A 15,076-nucleotide genomic window follows, 5' to 3' on the forward strand; every position below is an offset into this window, starting at 1 on the left:
ATGACATGGGTTATATTGAAGATATGAGAAATCTAGTAGGAAATCATCCACTTATTCTAATAGGATCACATGCCATTATATTAAATGAAAAAGATGAAATATTGCTGCAGCTCCGTACAGATTTTAACCGTTGGAGCATTATTGGTGGTGCCCTAGAATATAACGAAACGTTAGAAGATGCTTTAAAACGAGAAGTGTTTGAAGAAACTGGACTTATTATTAAAAATCCAGAACTATTCCGTACATACTCAGGGCCAGATTTCTTTCAAATCTATCCAAACGGCGATCAAGTACACGGTGTACTCGTTGTTTATATTTGCCGAGAATTTCATGGTGAACTTGTATGCGATCAAAGTGAATCAAAAGAACTACGCTTCTTTTCACTTGATGAATTACCTAATAATCTTCCCTCTGTTATTGAGAGGATTATTACAGATTATCAAAAAAAAATAAGGGAACGCTTAACGTTCCCTCTCAAATCCAATCCGTTTTTTAATTTCCGCTAAATTTACCTTTGCAATAGCGCGTGCCTTCTCAGCACCGTTTTCTAACGCCTCATATAATAAATTCGGCTCATTCATATACATTGCGTACTTTTCACGAGGTCCAGCTAACTCACGATCTACAACGCGAAACAACTCTTTTTTCACATCGCCCCATCCGATTCCAGTCTCATATTTTTCACGTAATGACTGTACTTCGTCTTCTGTCGCAAATTCTTTATAAATTGTAAATAAGGTTTCTAGTTCTTTCGGTTCATTTGGAAGTGAAGAATCTGTTTTGATTTTAAATATTAATTTTCGTAGTTTTTCTTGCTCTGCAAATAATGGGATTACATTTCCGTAACTTTTACTCATTTTCCTTCCATCAAGACCAGGTAAAATAGCTCCTTCTTCTTGTATGACATACTCCGGAAGTGTAAATGTCGTGCCAAATGTATGATTAAAATACGTCGCAATATCACGTGCGATTTCAATATGCTGAATTTGGTCTTTTCCAACTGGTACATGGGTAGCTTGAAATAATAATATGTCAGCTGCCATTAAGATCGGGTACGTATATAACCCCATGTTCACTCCCGCATCGACCTCTAACCCTGCTTCTTTATTTTGCTCCACCTTCGCTTTATACGCATGAGCACGGTTCATAAGACCTTTCGGCGTTAGGCAAGCTAAAATCCAAGCTAATTCTAGAATCTCCGGCACTTCTGTTTGTCGATAAAAAATAACATCTTCTCCAAGTCCAAGTGATAACCAAGTAGCTGCTACCTCTTTCGTATAACTGCTGAACTTTTCTGAATCATGCACAGCATTTAATGCATGATAATCAGCTATAAAGTACAATGCTTTTCCTTCATTATTCTTTGACATTTGTAATGCAGGTTTAATCGCGCCAATATAATTTCCTAAATGCGGATAACCTGTCGGCTTAATTCCTGTTAACATTATTTTTTCACTCACACTAACTCCTCCTTTCTCAAAATAAAAAGAGCCCCTCATCCTTAAAAAAGGACGAGAGACTCCCGCGGTACCACCTTAATTAGCTATCATTAGCTCACTTCATACTTCAATAACGTGAAGTAACCGTCTTTAACCTACTCATTTCAGTTAGAAGCTCCAGAGTCCATTCCATATTCATCCCTTACTGATTCTCACCACATATCAGCTCTCTGAAAAGTTTCGAATATGTACTCTTCTCTTTCATTGCTTTTTCGTTATTTTTTACAGTTTATCACATTTCACTTCCAAACAAACCCGAATTTTCTATTTTATATAGCAGGAATTTTCACTTCAATTGTCTAATGTTATATAGGTTTGCAGAAATATTCGAAACAACTTTGGAGGTTTTTTCATGGTAAAATATATATCCATTTTAGGCTCCACAGGATCCATCGGCACATCTGCATTAGATGTCGTTTCAGCTCATCCTGAACATTTCAAAATCGTCGGTTTAAGCGCAAATTATAATATCGATCTTCTTGAGCAACAAATCAAAACGTTTCAACCTCGTATTGTAAGCGTTGCAACAAAAGACTTAGCAGACACGCTTCGTACGCGTATTTCAGCGAATACAAAAATCACATACGGAACTGATGGCTTAATTGCGGTAGCTACTCACCCTGATTCAAATCTTGTATTAAGTTCTGTTGTCGGAGTTTCCGGACTACTTCCAACGATTGAAGCATTAAAGGCGAAGAAAGATATTGCCATCGCTAATAAAGAAACGTTAGTTGCAGCTGGACATATCGTAACTGAACTAGCGAAACAAAACGGATGTCGCTTAATTCCAGTAGATAGCGAACATTCAGCTATTTTCCAATGTTTAAACGGAGAAAATAATAAAGAAATTGAGAAATTAATCGTTACAGCTTCTGGCGGTGCATTCCGTGATAAAACACGTGATGAAATGCAAACATTACAAGCAAAAGATGCTTTAAAGCACCCAAACTGGTTAATGGGCGCAAAACTAACGATTGATTCTGCCACATTAATGAATAAAGGGTTCGAAGTAATGGAAGCGAGATGGCTATTTGATATTCCATATGAAAAAATTGATGTAATGATTCATAAAGAAAGTATCATTCATTCTTTAGTAGAATTTATTGATGGATCAGTTATGGCACAGCTCGGTGCTCCTGATATGAGAATGCCGATTCAATATGCGTTTCACTATCCTACTCGGCTACCTTCTTCCTATGAAAAACTAAATTTATTAGAAATCGGTAGTTTACATTTTGAAAAACCAAATTTAGAGAAGTTCCCTTGTCTACAATACGCATATGAATGTGGCAAAATCGGTGGTACTACTCCCGCTGTATTAAATGCAGCAAATGAAATTGCGAATGCACTATTCTTAAAAAATGAAATTGCCTTTTTCGATATTGAAAAAACAATTTACAAAACAGTTGAAGCTCATCATAACGTAAAAGATCCTTCACTAGATGCTATATTAGAGGCGGATCAATGGGCACGCCAATATGCAAATGAATTGTTAATAAAAAAGCGCTAAAACAGATAATACTGTTTTAGCGCTTTTTTCACGTATTCAACTTAACAAATCTATAACCGTGCGTAACTAATACTTTCAATATCGCATATCCTGGAATGGCTAAAATAATGCCCATAATCCCGAATAAGTTTCCGGCAGTTAAAATGATAAAGATGATAGTAATCGGATGAATGTCTAACTTTTTCCCCATAACTTGCGGAGAAATAAATTTACCTTCTGCTAATTGTACAACCATCATAACGATAATTACTTTTAACACCATTGCTGGCGAGTCGATAAATGCGATAATTAACGCTGGTGTAATGGCGATAATTGGTCCTACGTACGGAACGATATTTACAATCATCGCTAAAATTGCAAGTAGTACCGCATATTTAATACCGATAATAAGGTAACCAATTAATAGCATAATACCGATAAACAAGCTAACGATAATTTGCCCTCTAATATATGAGCTAATTGCATAATGCATATCATCTAGTATTCTCATTGCTGCTGGTTGTCTTTGCTCTGAAATAAACTTTAAGAAGTGATTCGGCAATTGTTCGCCATCTTTTAAAAGATAGAACAATATAAATGGAACCATTACAAATGTTAAAACAACCTCTGTAATAGTACTCAAAAATCCAGTTACATTCCCAGTTACTGATGATAATGACTTTGTAAAATCAACTGTATAGTCTTTTACCATATTCGCAACATTAATATTTAAATTCTCCTGAATTTTACCGAGTAAATTACTTTCCCCGAATCTACGTGCTGCTTGTTCAATCTCATGGCCAAAATACGGTAAGTTATCAATTAATGCATCAATTTGATCTTTAATAATAGGGATAACCGTTACAACTAAAAATACAAATAATCCTAGTACGATTAAATATATAGAAGCTATCGATACGATTCTTGAAACACCTTTCTTTTCTAAAAGCGAAACGAATGGATGTAAAATATAGAATAGTACGCCTGCTAATAGTACTGGGAAGAAAATTGTTTTTAAAAATACGATAAACGGTGTAAAAACAAATGATATTTTTGTTAGCAATAAAATATTAATGAACAATAACGCAAATCCAAGTAATACCGCCAAATAATTTTGTTCTCTAAAAAACTTTCTTAACTTATCTCTTTTTCTTATATTTATTTTCTCCAATGAAACCACCTCTTCGAATGATGAAAAGCCCTTATTCAGGGCTCTTCATCATAATCTATATATCTATTTCTTTGCAGCTTTCACTACAAATGATACAATAAAAATTAACACGATTGCACCTAATAATGCTGGCACGACATGAATCCCACCAAATGATGGCCCAAAGGATCCAAATAATCTACCACCTAACGAAGCACCTAATAAACCTGCGATAATATTTCCGAACATACCACCCGGGAAATTTTTACCCGTTATAGAACTAGCAATTGCACCTATAATAGCACCAACTATTAATGTGATAATCCATCCCATTTTTAGCCCTCCATTTCTATTATAGTTTGTATGATTTAATACAAACATATGTATTTATCATTGCTAATCATATTTCACTATAGAAATATATTTACTACTATTTTACATATGGAGATACATATATTATATGCAAAAAAGAAAAATATTGTCAAACTCACCCATAAAGCAATTATATTCATATACCATATTTAAAGGAGGCTTCATTATCTATGATTCTTAAGTTAAATTCCAGTTCTTTTGAAGTAGCAACATCCATTTTACAGGTTCAAATTCCAGCTTATAAAGTTGAAGCAGACTACTTAAATAGCACTGCCATACCTCGTTTATATGATACTGTAAACGATATTCAAAGTTGTGTTGAAACATTCTATGGATATTTTTCTGAAAATAAACTTGTCGGTTTTATTTCTTTTGTACAAGAAGAAAAACTAATCGATATCCACAGGTTAGTTGTATCCCCCGATTTTTTTCAAAAAGGAATCGCAACGAAACTCCTAATTTATATATTTAACATGTTTCCCTCTTCAATGACATACATTGTACAAACAGGTAAAGCGAATACCCCTGCTATTACTTTATATAAAAAACACGGATTCATTACAGTATCAGATACAATACTTCCTGACGGTATGATTCTTACGCAATTAAAAAAGACAGAATACACAAAATAATTTGACTTGTTCGCTCCTTTATGTTATTTTTTACTTTATAAAACCTTTTGCTGAGTCCAAATTTTGGAGCGGGGGAACCATTTTTGTAGCTATGCTACTTGGGGCGAATCTTTTTTAAGTAGGGAAACTCTCACTTCCCGAGTCCGACAGCTAACCTCGTAAGCGTAATGGGAGAGGAAGGTGCTTTTTGCCTATGTTACACATTTTGCCTCCTTAATTATAAATATGGGATCGATATCAAATAGTCACCTATATTTATAGAAAAGGAGAATGTATTATGTTACGTTTATCTGATCACGCAATTAAAATGATGGAGCAAAGACTTCGAATTGAAAAACAACGCACATATCAAGCAAATAAGGTTGTAGATAACTTACATCACAAATACTTCTTTCAGCATATTTTTCAACCGAAAAGATAAAGAAAATGTTTATTTAATATTAAAAAACACAAGGTGTGTCTGTGTCTTACAAAGACATTCCTTGTGTTTTTTATATTCTTTATAAAATTCTCACTACATTTAAGCTTGCTGTAATCGCACCTGCTATAGTAGTCACATGCCCTACACCTAACGGGCCATTTTGTAATATTAATGTTGAATTGGCACTCGTCACATTCACAAGAAGTGTATTTGAAATGGCTGGTTCGATTACTACAGTTGATGTCGTTACGTTTTGTATAAAACTCCCTGTTAGTTGCGTTCCATTTAATAGCAATCTAACAGATACTGTCTCATTCCCACCATTTGCATCCCCTTGAAAATAGTAGCTTACTAAATATATTCCTGGCGTCGTTACTGTGACTGTCGTAGCACTAGTTAAAGATACACCAGTTCCATATACAGTGGATCCAGAATTAATTGGGATGTTGGCACTTGCTGCAATTGTGCTTGTTGATGTAGAAAAGAAATATCCGCCACCTGTCGATATAGCAGATGATCCTGTTGCTCCAGTTAAGCCTGTTGGACCCGTGGCACCTGTTGGGCCTGTTACTCCTGTTCCCCCTGTCGCTCCTGTTATTCCTTGTATGCCTTGTATTCCGGTCGGTCCAGTTGCACCAGTCAATCCTGTCGCTCCTGTTGCGCCGGTTGCTCCCGTCACACCTTGTGGGCCTTGAATTCCTTGGATTCCTTGTGGGCCTGTTATTCCAGTCACTCCTGTTGCTCCCGTCGGACCCGTTATCCCTTGCGAACCTTGGATTCCTTGGATTCCTTGTGGACCTGTTACTCCCGTAGAGCCGGTCGCTCCTGTTGGGCCTGTTACTCCTTGTGGACCTTGAATTCCTTGAGGACCTTGAGGACCCGTTACTCCCGTCGGACCTGTTGCTCCAGTTGCACCGGTTGGACCCGTCGAGCCAGTTATACCTTGTATGCCTTGAGGTCCAGTCGGGCCTGTTGGACCAATCGGACCTTGAATTCCTTGCAGACCTTGAATTCCCTGTGGACCGGTTGGACCTTGTATCCCTTGTATTCCCTGAATCCCTTGCGGGCCTGTTGCACCAGTTGGACCGGTTGGACCCTCTGGGCCTTGCACTCCTTGTATTCCAGTCGCTCCCGTTGGACCTATATCTCCTTGTGGACCTTGAATACCTTGTATTCCTTGAGGACCAGTTGGACCTGTTATGCCACTCGGACCTTGTACGCCTTGCACTCCTTGAGGACCGGTTGGACCACTCGGACCTTGGATTCCTTGTAGCCCCTGTAAACCAGTTGGACCGGTCGCTCCCCTTACTCCTTGCTCACCTTGTATGCCTTGTATCCCTTGAGGGCCGGTTGGACCGATTGGCCCCTGTGCCCCTTGCACTCCTTGTGGACCAGTCGGACCGGTTGCTCCTACCGGTCCCTGGATTCCTTGTAGACCTTGCGGACCAGTCGGACCGGTTACTCCTTGTATCCCTTGTGGACCTTGAATGCCTTGATCACCCGTTGGACCCGTTGCCCCCATTGGTCCCTGTACTCCTTGCAAACCTGTTACACCAGTTGCTCCGGTCGGTCCCTGGATTCCTTGTACCCCTTGAATTCCAGTCGCTCCTGTTGCTCCGGTCGCTCCTGTTGCCCCTGTTGCTCCAGTCGGACCAGTTGGACCCCCTGGTGATCCTGCTGGACCGGTTGGACCAGTTGGACCTCCTGGTGGACCAGTTGGACCGGTTGCTCCAGTCGGGCCAGTTGCAGAACCTGTCGGACCAGTTATCCCAGTGGCTCCTGTTGGGCCAGTTGGACCTGGATCACCTTGTAAACCGGTTGGACCAGTCGGACCGATTACACCTTGCACTCCTTGTATTCCTTGTATTCCTGTTGGACCTACCTGCCCCATCTCTCCCTGGGGACCTTGTAAACCTTGAACACCAGTTTCCCCTTGTGGACCCATTGGTCCTTGCTCCCCTTGAATTCCTTGAGAACCAGTTGGCCCTGTTGGACCAATCGGACCCTGTATTCCTTGTATTCCGGTTACACCTTGTAAACCACTACCTCCTAAATTACCTTGCACACCTTGTATACCAGTATTTCCAGTTGGTCCAGTCGGACCAATTTCCCCTTGCACTCCTTGTATTCCTTGTACTCCTGTTGGGCCGGTTGGACCGATTTCTCCTTGCATTCCTTGTATGCCTTGTATTCCTGTTGGACCGGTCGGACCGATTGGGCCAGGAATTCCTTGTATCCCTTGAATACCAGTTGGACCAGTCGGACCTCTTTCTCCTTGTATTCCTTGAACACCTTGTATTCCCTGTGGGCCTCGTTCTCCCATAGGTCCTTGATTACCTTGAGAACCTTGTGGTCCAGTTAAACCAGTTGGGCCGGTTGGACCGATTGGACCTTGTACGCCTTGTATTCCTTGCGGTCCAGTTGGTCCACCTAAAGCACCAGTTGGACCGGTTGGACCAGTGGGCCCCGTAATACCTGGCGGTGGAAAAGGAATAGGTGCTTGAAACTTACTACACTTATCTTGATTCTTCACAAGCATCTCCCCCGTTATAACTAACGTATCAAACTATTTTTAATACATTTAAACTAGCTGTTATCACACCAGATAATGTCGTTACATGCCCGATAGCTAACGGACCATTTTGTAAAGACAAAGTTGCATTTGAAGAAGTAACTTCAATGACCATCGTATTCGAAACTGCTGGTTCTAATATAAAAGTACCTCCTGTAACATAAAAAATAAAACTTCCTGCGACTTGTATTCCATTTAAAGTAAGCCTCACTGAAATTGTTTCATTTCCGGCAGTTGGATCGCCTTGAAAATAATAGCTTACTAAATAAATTCCCGGCGTACTTAACGTTACAGTTGTTGCATTTGTTAAACTGACATCAGAACCAAAAACTGTAGATCCAGAATTAATTGGTATTAACGCATTCGCTGCAATTGTACTCGTTGAAGTAGAAAAGAAATAACCTCCCCCGCTAGGTAAGCCAGTCGCTCCTGTCGCTCCCGCTATTCCCAAGAAACCTATTGAACCTGCACTACCAGTTGCTCCTGTCGGTCCCACCACGCCACTTGGGCCCTGACTACCTTGTGCTCCAACTGGGCCTATACTACCACTAGCACCTGTCACCCCACTTGCTCCAATTGGGCCTTGCAACCCTTGAATCCCTTGTATACCTTGTATTCCTTGCGGACCCGTTGCACCTGTATTGCCTGTCGTTCCCGTTATTCCTTGTATTCCCGTAATCCCTTGAACACCTTGCACACCTTGTAGTCCAGTTGCCCCAGTTGCTCCTGTGGCTCCAGTTTCGCCCGTTGCTCCTGTAATTCCAACATTTCCTTGTGGGCCTTGTGGGCCTTGACTACCTTGCGCTCCTTGGACTCCTTGTGAGCCTGTTATACCGACTTCCCCTGTATTTCCTTGGGGACCTCTAATTCCTTGTGCACCTGTTGGGCCGATAATTCCTTGCACTCCTTGTATTCCTTGCACTCCTTGCGCTCCTGTTGGACCCGTTATTCCTTGTAATCCTTGAGGACCTTGCAAACCAATAGCTCCAGTCGGTCCTATTATTCCTTGCACTCCTTGAGGACCTTGGGCACCTTGTGTACCTGTCAATCCGGTAGTCCCTTGTATCCCTTGAACACCTTGAGGACCTTGTGTTCCAGCTGCTCCTGTTTCCCCTTGAATTCCTTGAACTCCTTGTATACCTTGTGCTCCAGCAGGACCAGTTGCTCCTCGGATTCCTTGTGTTCCTTGAGCTCCTTCCGCTCCTGTAACACCAACTGGACCAGCTATCCCTTGTATTCCCACCATTCCTTGTGCACCTGTTGGACCTATCACACCTTGTATACCTTGAATACCTTTAGGACCTTCTGCACCAGTTGGACCAGTTACTCCCAGCGGACCTTGTATTCCTTGAGAACCTTCTGCACCAGTTGGACCTGCTATACCTTGGTTACCTTGAGGACCTTGTGCTCCTTGTACTCCAACTGCTCCAACTACACCTTGGGAACCTTGCGCTCCCCTTACACCTTGAGAACCTGTTGGACCTGTTATACCTTGCACTCCTTGCGCTCCAATTGGTCCTATCCCTCCGCTTACACCTGTTGAACCGGTCGCACCCGTTGGACCTGTTGGACCTCCTGGTGGACCGGGTGGGCCAGCTGGTCCAGTCACCCCACTAGAAGGGCCAATTGGACCGGTCACTCCCGTCGGACCGCCCGGTGGTCCTTCTGAGCCCTGAGTGCCAATACTACCCGTCGCTCCTGTTATACCTCTTATTCCCTTTATCCCTTGAAAACCTGTTGCTCCCGTTATACCTTGTATTCCTTGCACACCTTGTGGTCCTTGTAAACCTATTACACCTGTTATCCCCTTTATTCCACTTATACCTTGGGCACCTTGCATTCCAGTAGAACCAGTTGGACCCACTTCACCTTGTATTCCTTGAGCTCCTTGTGGGCCTTCTTCTCCAGTAATTCCTTGTATACCTTGGAAGCCGTCTTCCCCTTGTATACCAATAGCCCCTTGCTCTCCTTGTATTCCTTGAACACCTTGAGGGCCTTGTGGACCAGTTATACCCGAGACTCCAGTTATGCCCCTCTCTCCCTGCATTCCTTGTGCCCCTGTTTGTCCTCGCTCACCTATTTCCCCTTGTATTCCTTGTATGCCTTGTATACCTTGACTACCAGCAGGACCCGTAGCTCCTTGTATTCCTTCTAATCCTTGTACTCCAATATCACCAATTAGACCTTGGTTACCGATTAATCCTTGAGCACCTTGGAGACCAGTCGGGCCAGTTATACCTTGCTCTCCTGTATCACCAATAGCCCCTTGTATTCCTTGTGCTCCTGTTGTCCCTTGGGGACCTTGTATTCCCCTGATACCTTGAGGACCTTGGGGCCCAGTTGCTCCCGTCGGGCCAGTCACCCCTGTAGGACCAACAGGACCTTCATGCCCTCCAGTTGGACCGATTGGACCACTATTACCTGTCGGACCCGTTGCTCCTATAAGCGGAAGAGGCAGTGCCACTCCAAATTTTTTGCACTTTCTATGATGACGCACAACAATCCCCCTTCCCCAAAATAATTACACCTTTTATATGAAATGCATTTTTATAAGAAAAGTACACCTTTGACCTCATTTTTTTAAAATAAAGAAGCCTATCATTTCATCTATTTGAAATCATAGGCTTCTTTTATAAAAACACTTTACTTTCTAGCTTTAATAATAAAAGTAGTCGGCACCATTCTAGCTTTATATAAAGAATAATACTTCGTAGACGGCTCAGCTAGTTCTCCATCAAACGAGCTTGATGGTTCAGGCTCTTCTATTCTCTCAATTTTAAATCCCGCACTATTTAACTCATTTATGTATGTACTTATTTTTCTCTTATATAATGTCGCTTGTACATTTTCTCCTTTAAATGTTTCAAACGTAATGGGCGTTTCCTCATGATAAGAAGACTTTATAGCAACTTCTTCTGTACCATACTGTAAGTTTGAATATATGGGATGCTCCCAGCTAAAAATAAAACTTCCTCCTGGCTTTACATACGAATAAATCAATTCCAACGTTTTTCTTAAATCCGAAGTCCAATTTAATGCATAAATAGAATATACAATATCAAAATACCCTTTCGGAATATTCAATTCCTCTTCCATTTCTCCGCATACTAACTTTGGATTCCAACTCTTTAACGTTTCATTCGCCACTTCAATTTGTGCACTTGAAAGATCAAGCCCCCATATATTGCAATGAATGTCCACTTCCGCATCCCCAATATCAAGAACTTTTTTATTTCTGATTGAATCTCATCTTCAGACGCCGTATAAGGACCATATTTCGGTAAACAATCCACTTGAAAGAAATAAGGTGCAACTGTATCCCAACACTTTTTATTTGTAGCTAGCATTTGTGTGCCTTTCATATTATTCATTCCCCCATCCATTTTTCTTTCTCTAATATTACTTACATATCATAACCAGATCGCCCTTTTCTCTTCGCCCGGTAGTTTTTCACTTTCGCAATCGTACCGCATGCTCTTCCTCCTTCTTCTCCAGCATACATACCGCACCATCTTTTACTTCCATTTCGCGAATGATCATAAAATACCCAGCGGCAATCTGGACATGCTTTTAACCTTCCCCACACATTTTCTTGAATTGACATTAACACAATGCTTAACACTTTTGTATACACATTCTCTTCATATACTGGTTCATATGTAATACCTTTCATATCATCCTTTATATGTACATGAAATGGGTATTTCTCTAACCACTTTTGCAATGATTCTCCGCCTTCAATTGTCATCCGAATATCTTCTCGAAAACCTCTTAATTCCTCTATCGTATGAAATGGAAACTCTTCATCAAAATATTCTTTCATAAAGAGCTTTATATCTTCTTTTGTTTGCAGCAAATCAATTGGCTCTCTCGTATCGTTTGGTATTCTCCATGTATTTAAAAATTCCCGAATATATTCTAGTTCATTTGGAGCGTTTTGATTCAATTCGATCCACCTTCTTCTTAAAATTTACTTTTTTCTGACTTTATGTATAATTATAGTATAAAATAGTTAACCATCAAATAATTTTACTGGTTACATAATTAGGAGGATTTCTATGAAAGGTTTCTCAACACCGATACGTTTCATGCTTATTTCTTCATTTTTTATGTCTTTTGGGTATTTTGCAGTATACGCATTTTTAGCTATTTATCTATTAACCTTTCTTCATTTTTCTGCTGTCCAAGTAGGAACAGTGTTGACGATTATGACAATTACATCACGAGTTATCCCATTATTCTCAGGGTTAATTGCTGACAAAATAGGCTATATCATTATGATGATAGCCGGATTATTTTTAAGAGGAGTCGGATTTATCGCTTTAGGAATATGCTCTGATTTCTATACAATTTCTATTTCTTCTGCACTTATTGGCTTCGGAACTGCATTTTACGAACCTGCCGCTCGCGCTATATTTGGCTCACAGCCAGCTCATTTGAGAAAAAATTTATTTACATATTTAAACCTTAGCTTTAATTGCGGTGCAATAATCGGACCAATTGCAGGAGGATTCTTACTCTTACTCGATCCACTCTACGCTTTCTCTCTAACAGGATCTCTTATGCTGTTATTTGCTTTTATTTTTTACTTACTTAAAAATCACTTCCAAGTCACTACTGAAAACACGTCTATTACATTAGGAATACAGGTCATCTTACAAAACAAATCTTTCCTTCTGTTTTCCTTTATCATGATTTTCTTCTATATTATGTTTACTCAGCTTACTGTCGCACTTCCACTTCATATGAAAAACATTAGTAATAGCAATCAACTTGCTACACTCGTTATTACGATAAATGCGATAACAGGCGTCATATTTATGGTATTATTCCGAAAATTATTCCACAAATACAACACACTTTCGATTATTAAATACGGTGTTTTATTAATGAGTATTTCCTTTTTACTCATTCCTTTATTTCAACACCCATATTGGCTCTTTATTTGTGTAATTTTATTTACAATCGGTGAAACACTCGTATTACCTAACGCTGATATCGCTATTGCAAATTACAGTAATGAATCATATACAGCCACTTTCTTCGGATTTTATCAACTATCACTCGCATTTGGTTTTATCATTGGTAATTATACCGGTACATCTTTTACATCCAACTTAAACGGAATGTATACACCATGGCTTATTTTTGGCGGAATAGGACTTATTGGTTTTATTTCACTACATATTTTGAATATAAAAAAAGTGGCCTCTAAAGAGGATATACACCTATGTAATACAAGCGACCTATAACGAAAAAGATTCGACCATCATATGTGACAGTCGAATCTTTTTATTTTTCATATTCAAGGTGATTATGTCTTTTACAACCAAATAAATAGCAAGCGCCTATATAATCAGTTTCAAACTCTAATCCTGGAACGTATCCAGATTTGATACGTTCTACCATTGTGTTATAACAATTATTCTCTTCTGTATATTCCTCAATTAACTCTTTCTTATCATTTTCTGTCCAGTTTTCTTCTACTTCTTCACTCTGAACATCTTCTATTTCTGCTGTTTTCGCTTCGATAGATTCCCGTATAACTTCATTTATACGGGAGAAATTATTCGTTTTATATAGAGCATACACAAATCTACCAATCCAATTAGGACTTTTCCAGCATTCTTTATATCCCTTTTCGAACCATTCAATTGCTTCTTTATAGCAATTCAATTCAACATATAAATCTGCTACATTAATTTCCCCTAAAAAATTATCAGATTCCCTGTTAAAAGTATCTAACTTCTCTTTTGCTTCTGTCGTTCGTTCTAAATCAATTAAACATTTTACATAGCTATACATGATATAGTCCGAATCCCCTGCAACTCGTAAAAAAAATTCCGAAGCTTTTTCCAGCTCTCCAAGGTTATAATGAGCTACAGCTACATTATGATATGCTTCATCCGATGGTTGAATCGAAATAGATTTTTGTAATACTTCTTTCGCTTCTGTCCATTTTTCTTGTTTCATGTAAATGTCCCCTAAGATGTTATAAGGAAAGTATGAAGAAGGATTCAACTTAACAATTTCTCTTATTAATTCAAGAGCTTTATCATCATTCTCTTCCTCATAGAAGTACATCCAAGCAAGATTATTGAGAGATTGTACGTCTCTAGATTCATGTACTGCTTGTTGAAACAGTTCCATTGCTTCCTCATATTTATTTTGTTCAAACATTTCAATTGCCTTCTCGTTAATGTTCAAATAACTACCTCCGAAGTGAATAAATTCATCTACGCTTTATCATTATTTTAAGATGTAAAAATTGAAATTTCTATAAAAAATTTCTTTATCCTGTCTACATTTCGATTGAACTAGAAGCTAAACACACGAATTTACAACAATAAGTAAATTTTTCAGTCTCTCTTACATTGGATATACAGCCTTTTTTAATTTACATATTATGGTACAATAAAAAGAGTACTAACTAAACATTTACGCTCCACACTAGTAATCTAGCAATATCAAAATCAAAATTCACATGGAATTGAGGGATGTTATGAAAAAGAAATTAATTCTTCTATTCATTGGAATCATATTATCAGGATGTTCAACTATAGCAGAGAATTCTTTAGAAAGCGGGAAAGGCAGTATGGAATTATTAACACCAACGATCACAGCAAAAGATAATGAATTAGAAATTAAAACTAAAGGCATTGATGAAAATAAAATAACTTTTATTTATGTTGCTAATAAAAAAGTGTTGGAACAAAAACTAAAAAATGGTGAATCCTACAAGCTTAACATTAAAGATATCGAACACGCTCATAGGACGGACTACAAACCAAAAGTTCAACTTTTCCAAACGAAAGATGATAATGATGATGGAGAAATGGTAACCTTCAAACAAGTTAGATATACAGTTAAAAACTGATTTTAAAATTGTTTCATTATAAATGTAACGAACGAAAATATACTTTTAACAGTAGATAAATGTA

Annotated in this window: 13 protein-coding genes, 1 pseudogene, 1 riboswitch and 1 other annotated feature; of the genes and pseudogenes, 6 read left to right on the plus strand and 8 right to left on the minus strand. The window is 39.0% G+C overall.

The window, feature by feature from the left end; all coding sequences use genetic code 11:
• Positions 1-5: 5 nt before the first annotated feature.
• Positions 6-506 carry an NUDIX hydrolase gene (locus AB6801_RS14685; protein ID WP_097999247.1) on the plus strand — a complete coding sequence of 167 codons (501 nt, stop codon included), beginning with the start codon at positions 6-8 and terminating at the stop codon, positions 504-506.
• Here the strand turns inward: AB6801_RS14685 and AB6801_RS14690 are convergent.
• Positions 462-1,460 carry a tryptophan--tRNA ligase gene (locus tag AB6801_RS14690; RefSeq protein WP_001290889.1) on the minus strand — a complete coding sequence of 333 codons (999 nt, stop codon included), beginning with the start codon at positions 1,458-1,460 and terminating at the stop codon, positions 462-464. The two genes, AB6801_RS14685 and AB6801_RS14690, sit on opposite strands and share 45 nt — an antisense overlap.
• 44 nt (positions 1,461-1,504) lie before the next feature.
• Positions 1,505-1,713 (minus strand) — a binding site (T-box leader).
• Positions 1,714-1,851: 138 nt separating this feature from the next.
• On the opposite strand from AB6801_RS14690, the gene AB6801_RS14695 reads away from it, so the two are divergent.
• On the plus strand, positions 1,852-3,009 hold the full coding sequence (locus AB6801_RS14695; protein ID WP_000241774.1) for a 1-deoxy-D-xylulose-5-phosphate reductoisomerase: 1,158 nt from the start codon (positions 1,852-1,854) through the stop codon (positions 3,007-3,009).
• Positions 3,010-3,037: 28 nt separating this feature from the next.
• On the opposite strand, the gene AB6801_RS14700 is transcribed toward AB6801_RS14695, so the two are convergent.
• Together AB6801_RS14700 and AB6801_RS14705 are read right to left on the minus strand one after the other, a co-directional pair.
• On the minus strand, positions 3,038-4,159 hold the full coding sequence (locus tag AB6801_RS14700) for an AI-2E family transporter (RefSeq protein WP_000411480.1): 1,122 nt from the start codon (positions 4,157-4,159) through the stop codon (positions 3,038-3,040).
• Positions 4,160-4,222: 63 nt separating this feature from the next.
• Positions 4,223-4,471, minus strand: coding sequence for a GlsB/YeaQ/YmgE family stress response membrane protein (locus AB6801_RS14705; protein ID WP_000539730.1), 249 nt, complete (start codon positions 4,469-4,471; stop codon positions 4,223-4,225).
• 209 nt (positions 4,472-4,680) lie between these two features.
• Between AB6801_RS14705 and AB6801_RS14710 the strand changes: the two genes are divergently transcribed.
• Together AB6801_RS14710 and AB6801_RS14715 are read left to right on the plus strand one after the other, a co-directional pair.
• Complete coding sequence (locus AB6801_RS14710) at positions 4,681-5,142, plus strand: GNAT family N-acetyltransferase (protein WP_000601225.1); 462 nt, start codon at positions 4,681-4,683, stop codon at positions 5,140-5,142.
• 38 nt (positions 5,143-5,180) lie between these two features.
• Positions 5,181-5,323: riboswitch (cyclic di-AMP (ydaO/yuaA leader) on the plus strand.
• 96 nt (positions 5,324-5,419) lie between these two features.
• Complete coding sequence (locus tag AB6801_RS14715; protein WP_000945243.1) at positions 5,420-5,563, plus strand: hypothetical protein; 144 nt, start codon at positions 5,420-5,422, stop codon at positions 5,561-5,563.
• 79 nt (positions 5,564-5,642) lie between these two features.
• Here AB6801_RS14715 and AB6801_RS14720 read toward each other — a convergent pair whose 3' ends face one another.
• The 4 genes and pseudogenes from AB6801_RS14720 to AB6801_RS14735 form a co-directional block, all read right to left on the minus strand.
• A complete protein-coding gene (locus AB6801_RS14720; RefSeq protein WP_098375816.1) occupies positions 5,643-8,102 on the minus strand; it encodes a BC_3345 family exosporium-associated protein in 2,460 nt (819 codons plus the stop codon).
• A 22-nt stretch (positions 8,103-8,124) separates the two neighbouring features.
• Positions 8,125-10,632, minus strand: coding sequence for a collagen-like protein (locus AB6801_RS14725; RefSeq protein ID WP_001215795.1), 2,508 nt, complete (start codon positions 10,630-10,632; stop codon positions 8,125-8,127).
• Between the two features lie 146 nt (positions 10,633-10,778).
• A pseudogene (locus tag AB6801_RS14730) lies at positions 10,779-11,497 on the minus strand (class I SAM-dependent methyltransferase).
• A 41-nt stretch (positions 11,498-11,538) separates the two neighbouring features.
• Entirely contained in the window at positions 11,539-12,081 is a 543-nt protein-coding gene (locus tag AB6801_RS14735) for a CGNR zinc finger domain-containing protein (protein ID WP_118414776.1), read from the minus strand.
• 112 nt (positions 12,082-12,193) lie between these two features.
• Between AB6801_RS14735 and AB6801_RS14740 the strand changes: the two genes are divergently transcribed.
• Positions 12,194-13,387: an MDR family MFS transporter gene (locus AB6801_RS14740; RefSeq protein ID WP_097999245.1), complete on the plus strand. Its 1,194-nt coding sequence runs from the start codon at positions 12,194-12,196 to the stop codon at positions 13,385-13,387.
• A gap of 40 nt (positions 13,388-13,427) precedes the next feature.
• Here AB6801_RS14740 and AB6801_RS14745 read toward each other — a convergent pair whose 3' ends face one another.
• Entirely contained in the window at positions 13,428-14,342 is a 915-nt protein-coding gene (locus AB6801_RS14745; protein WP_087948627.1) for a tetratricopeptide repeat protein, read from the minus strand.
• 277 nt (positions 14,343-14,619) lie between these two features.
• On the opposite strand from AB6801_RS14745, the gene AB6801_RS14750 reads away from it, so the two are divergent.
• Positions 14,620-15,012: a hypothetical protein gene (locus AB6801_RS14750; RefSeq protein ID WP_097999244.1), complete on the plus strand. Its 393-nt coding sequence runs from the start codon at positions 14,620-14,622 to the stop codon at positions 15,010-15,012.
• Positions 15,013-15,076: the final 64 nt, after the last annotated feature.

It is taken from the genome of Bacillus sp. RCC_6_1 (assembly GCF_041360755.1).
GTDB classification, from domain to species: Bacteria; Bacillota; Bacilli; order Bacillales; family Bacillaceae_G; genus Bacillus_A; species Bacillus_A cereus.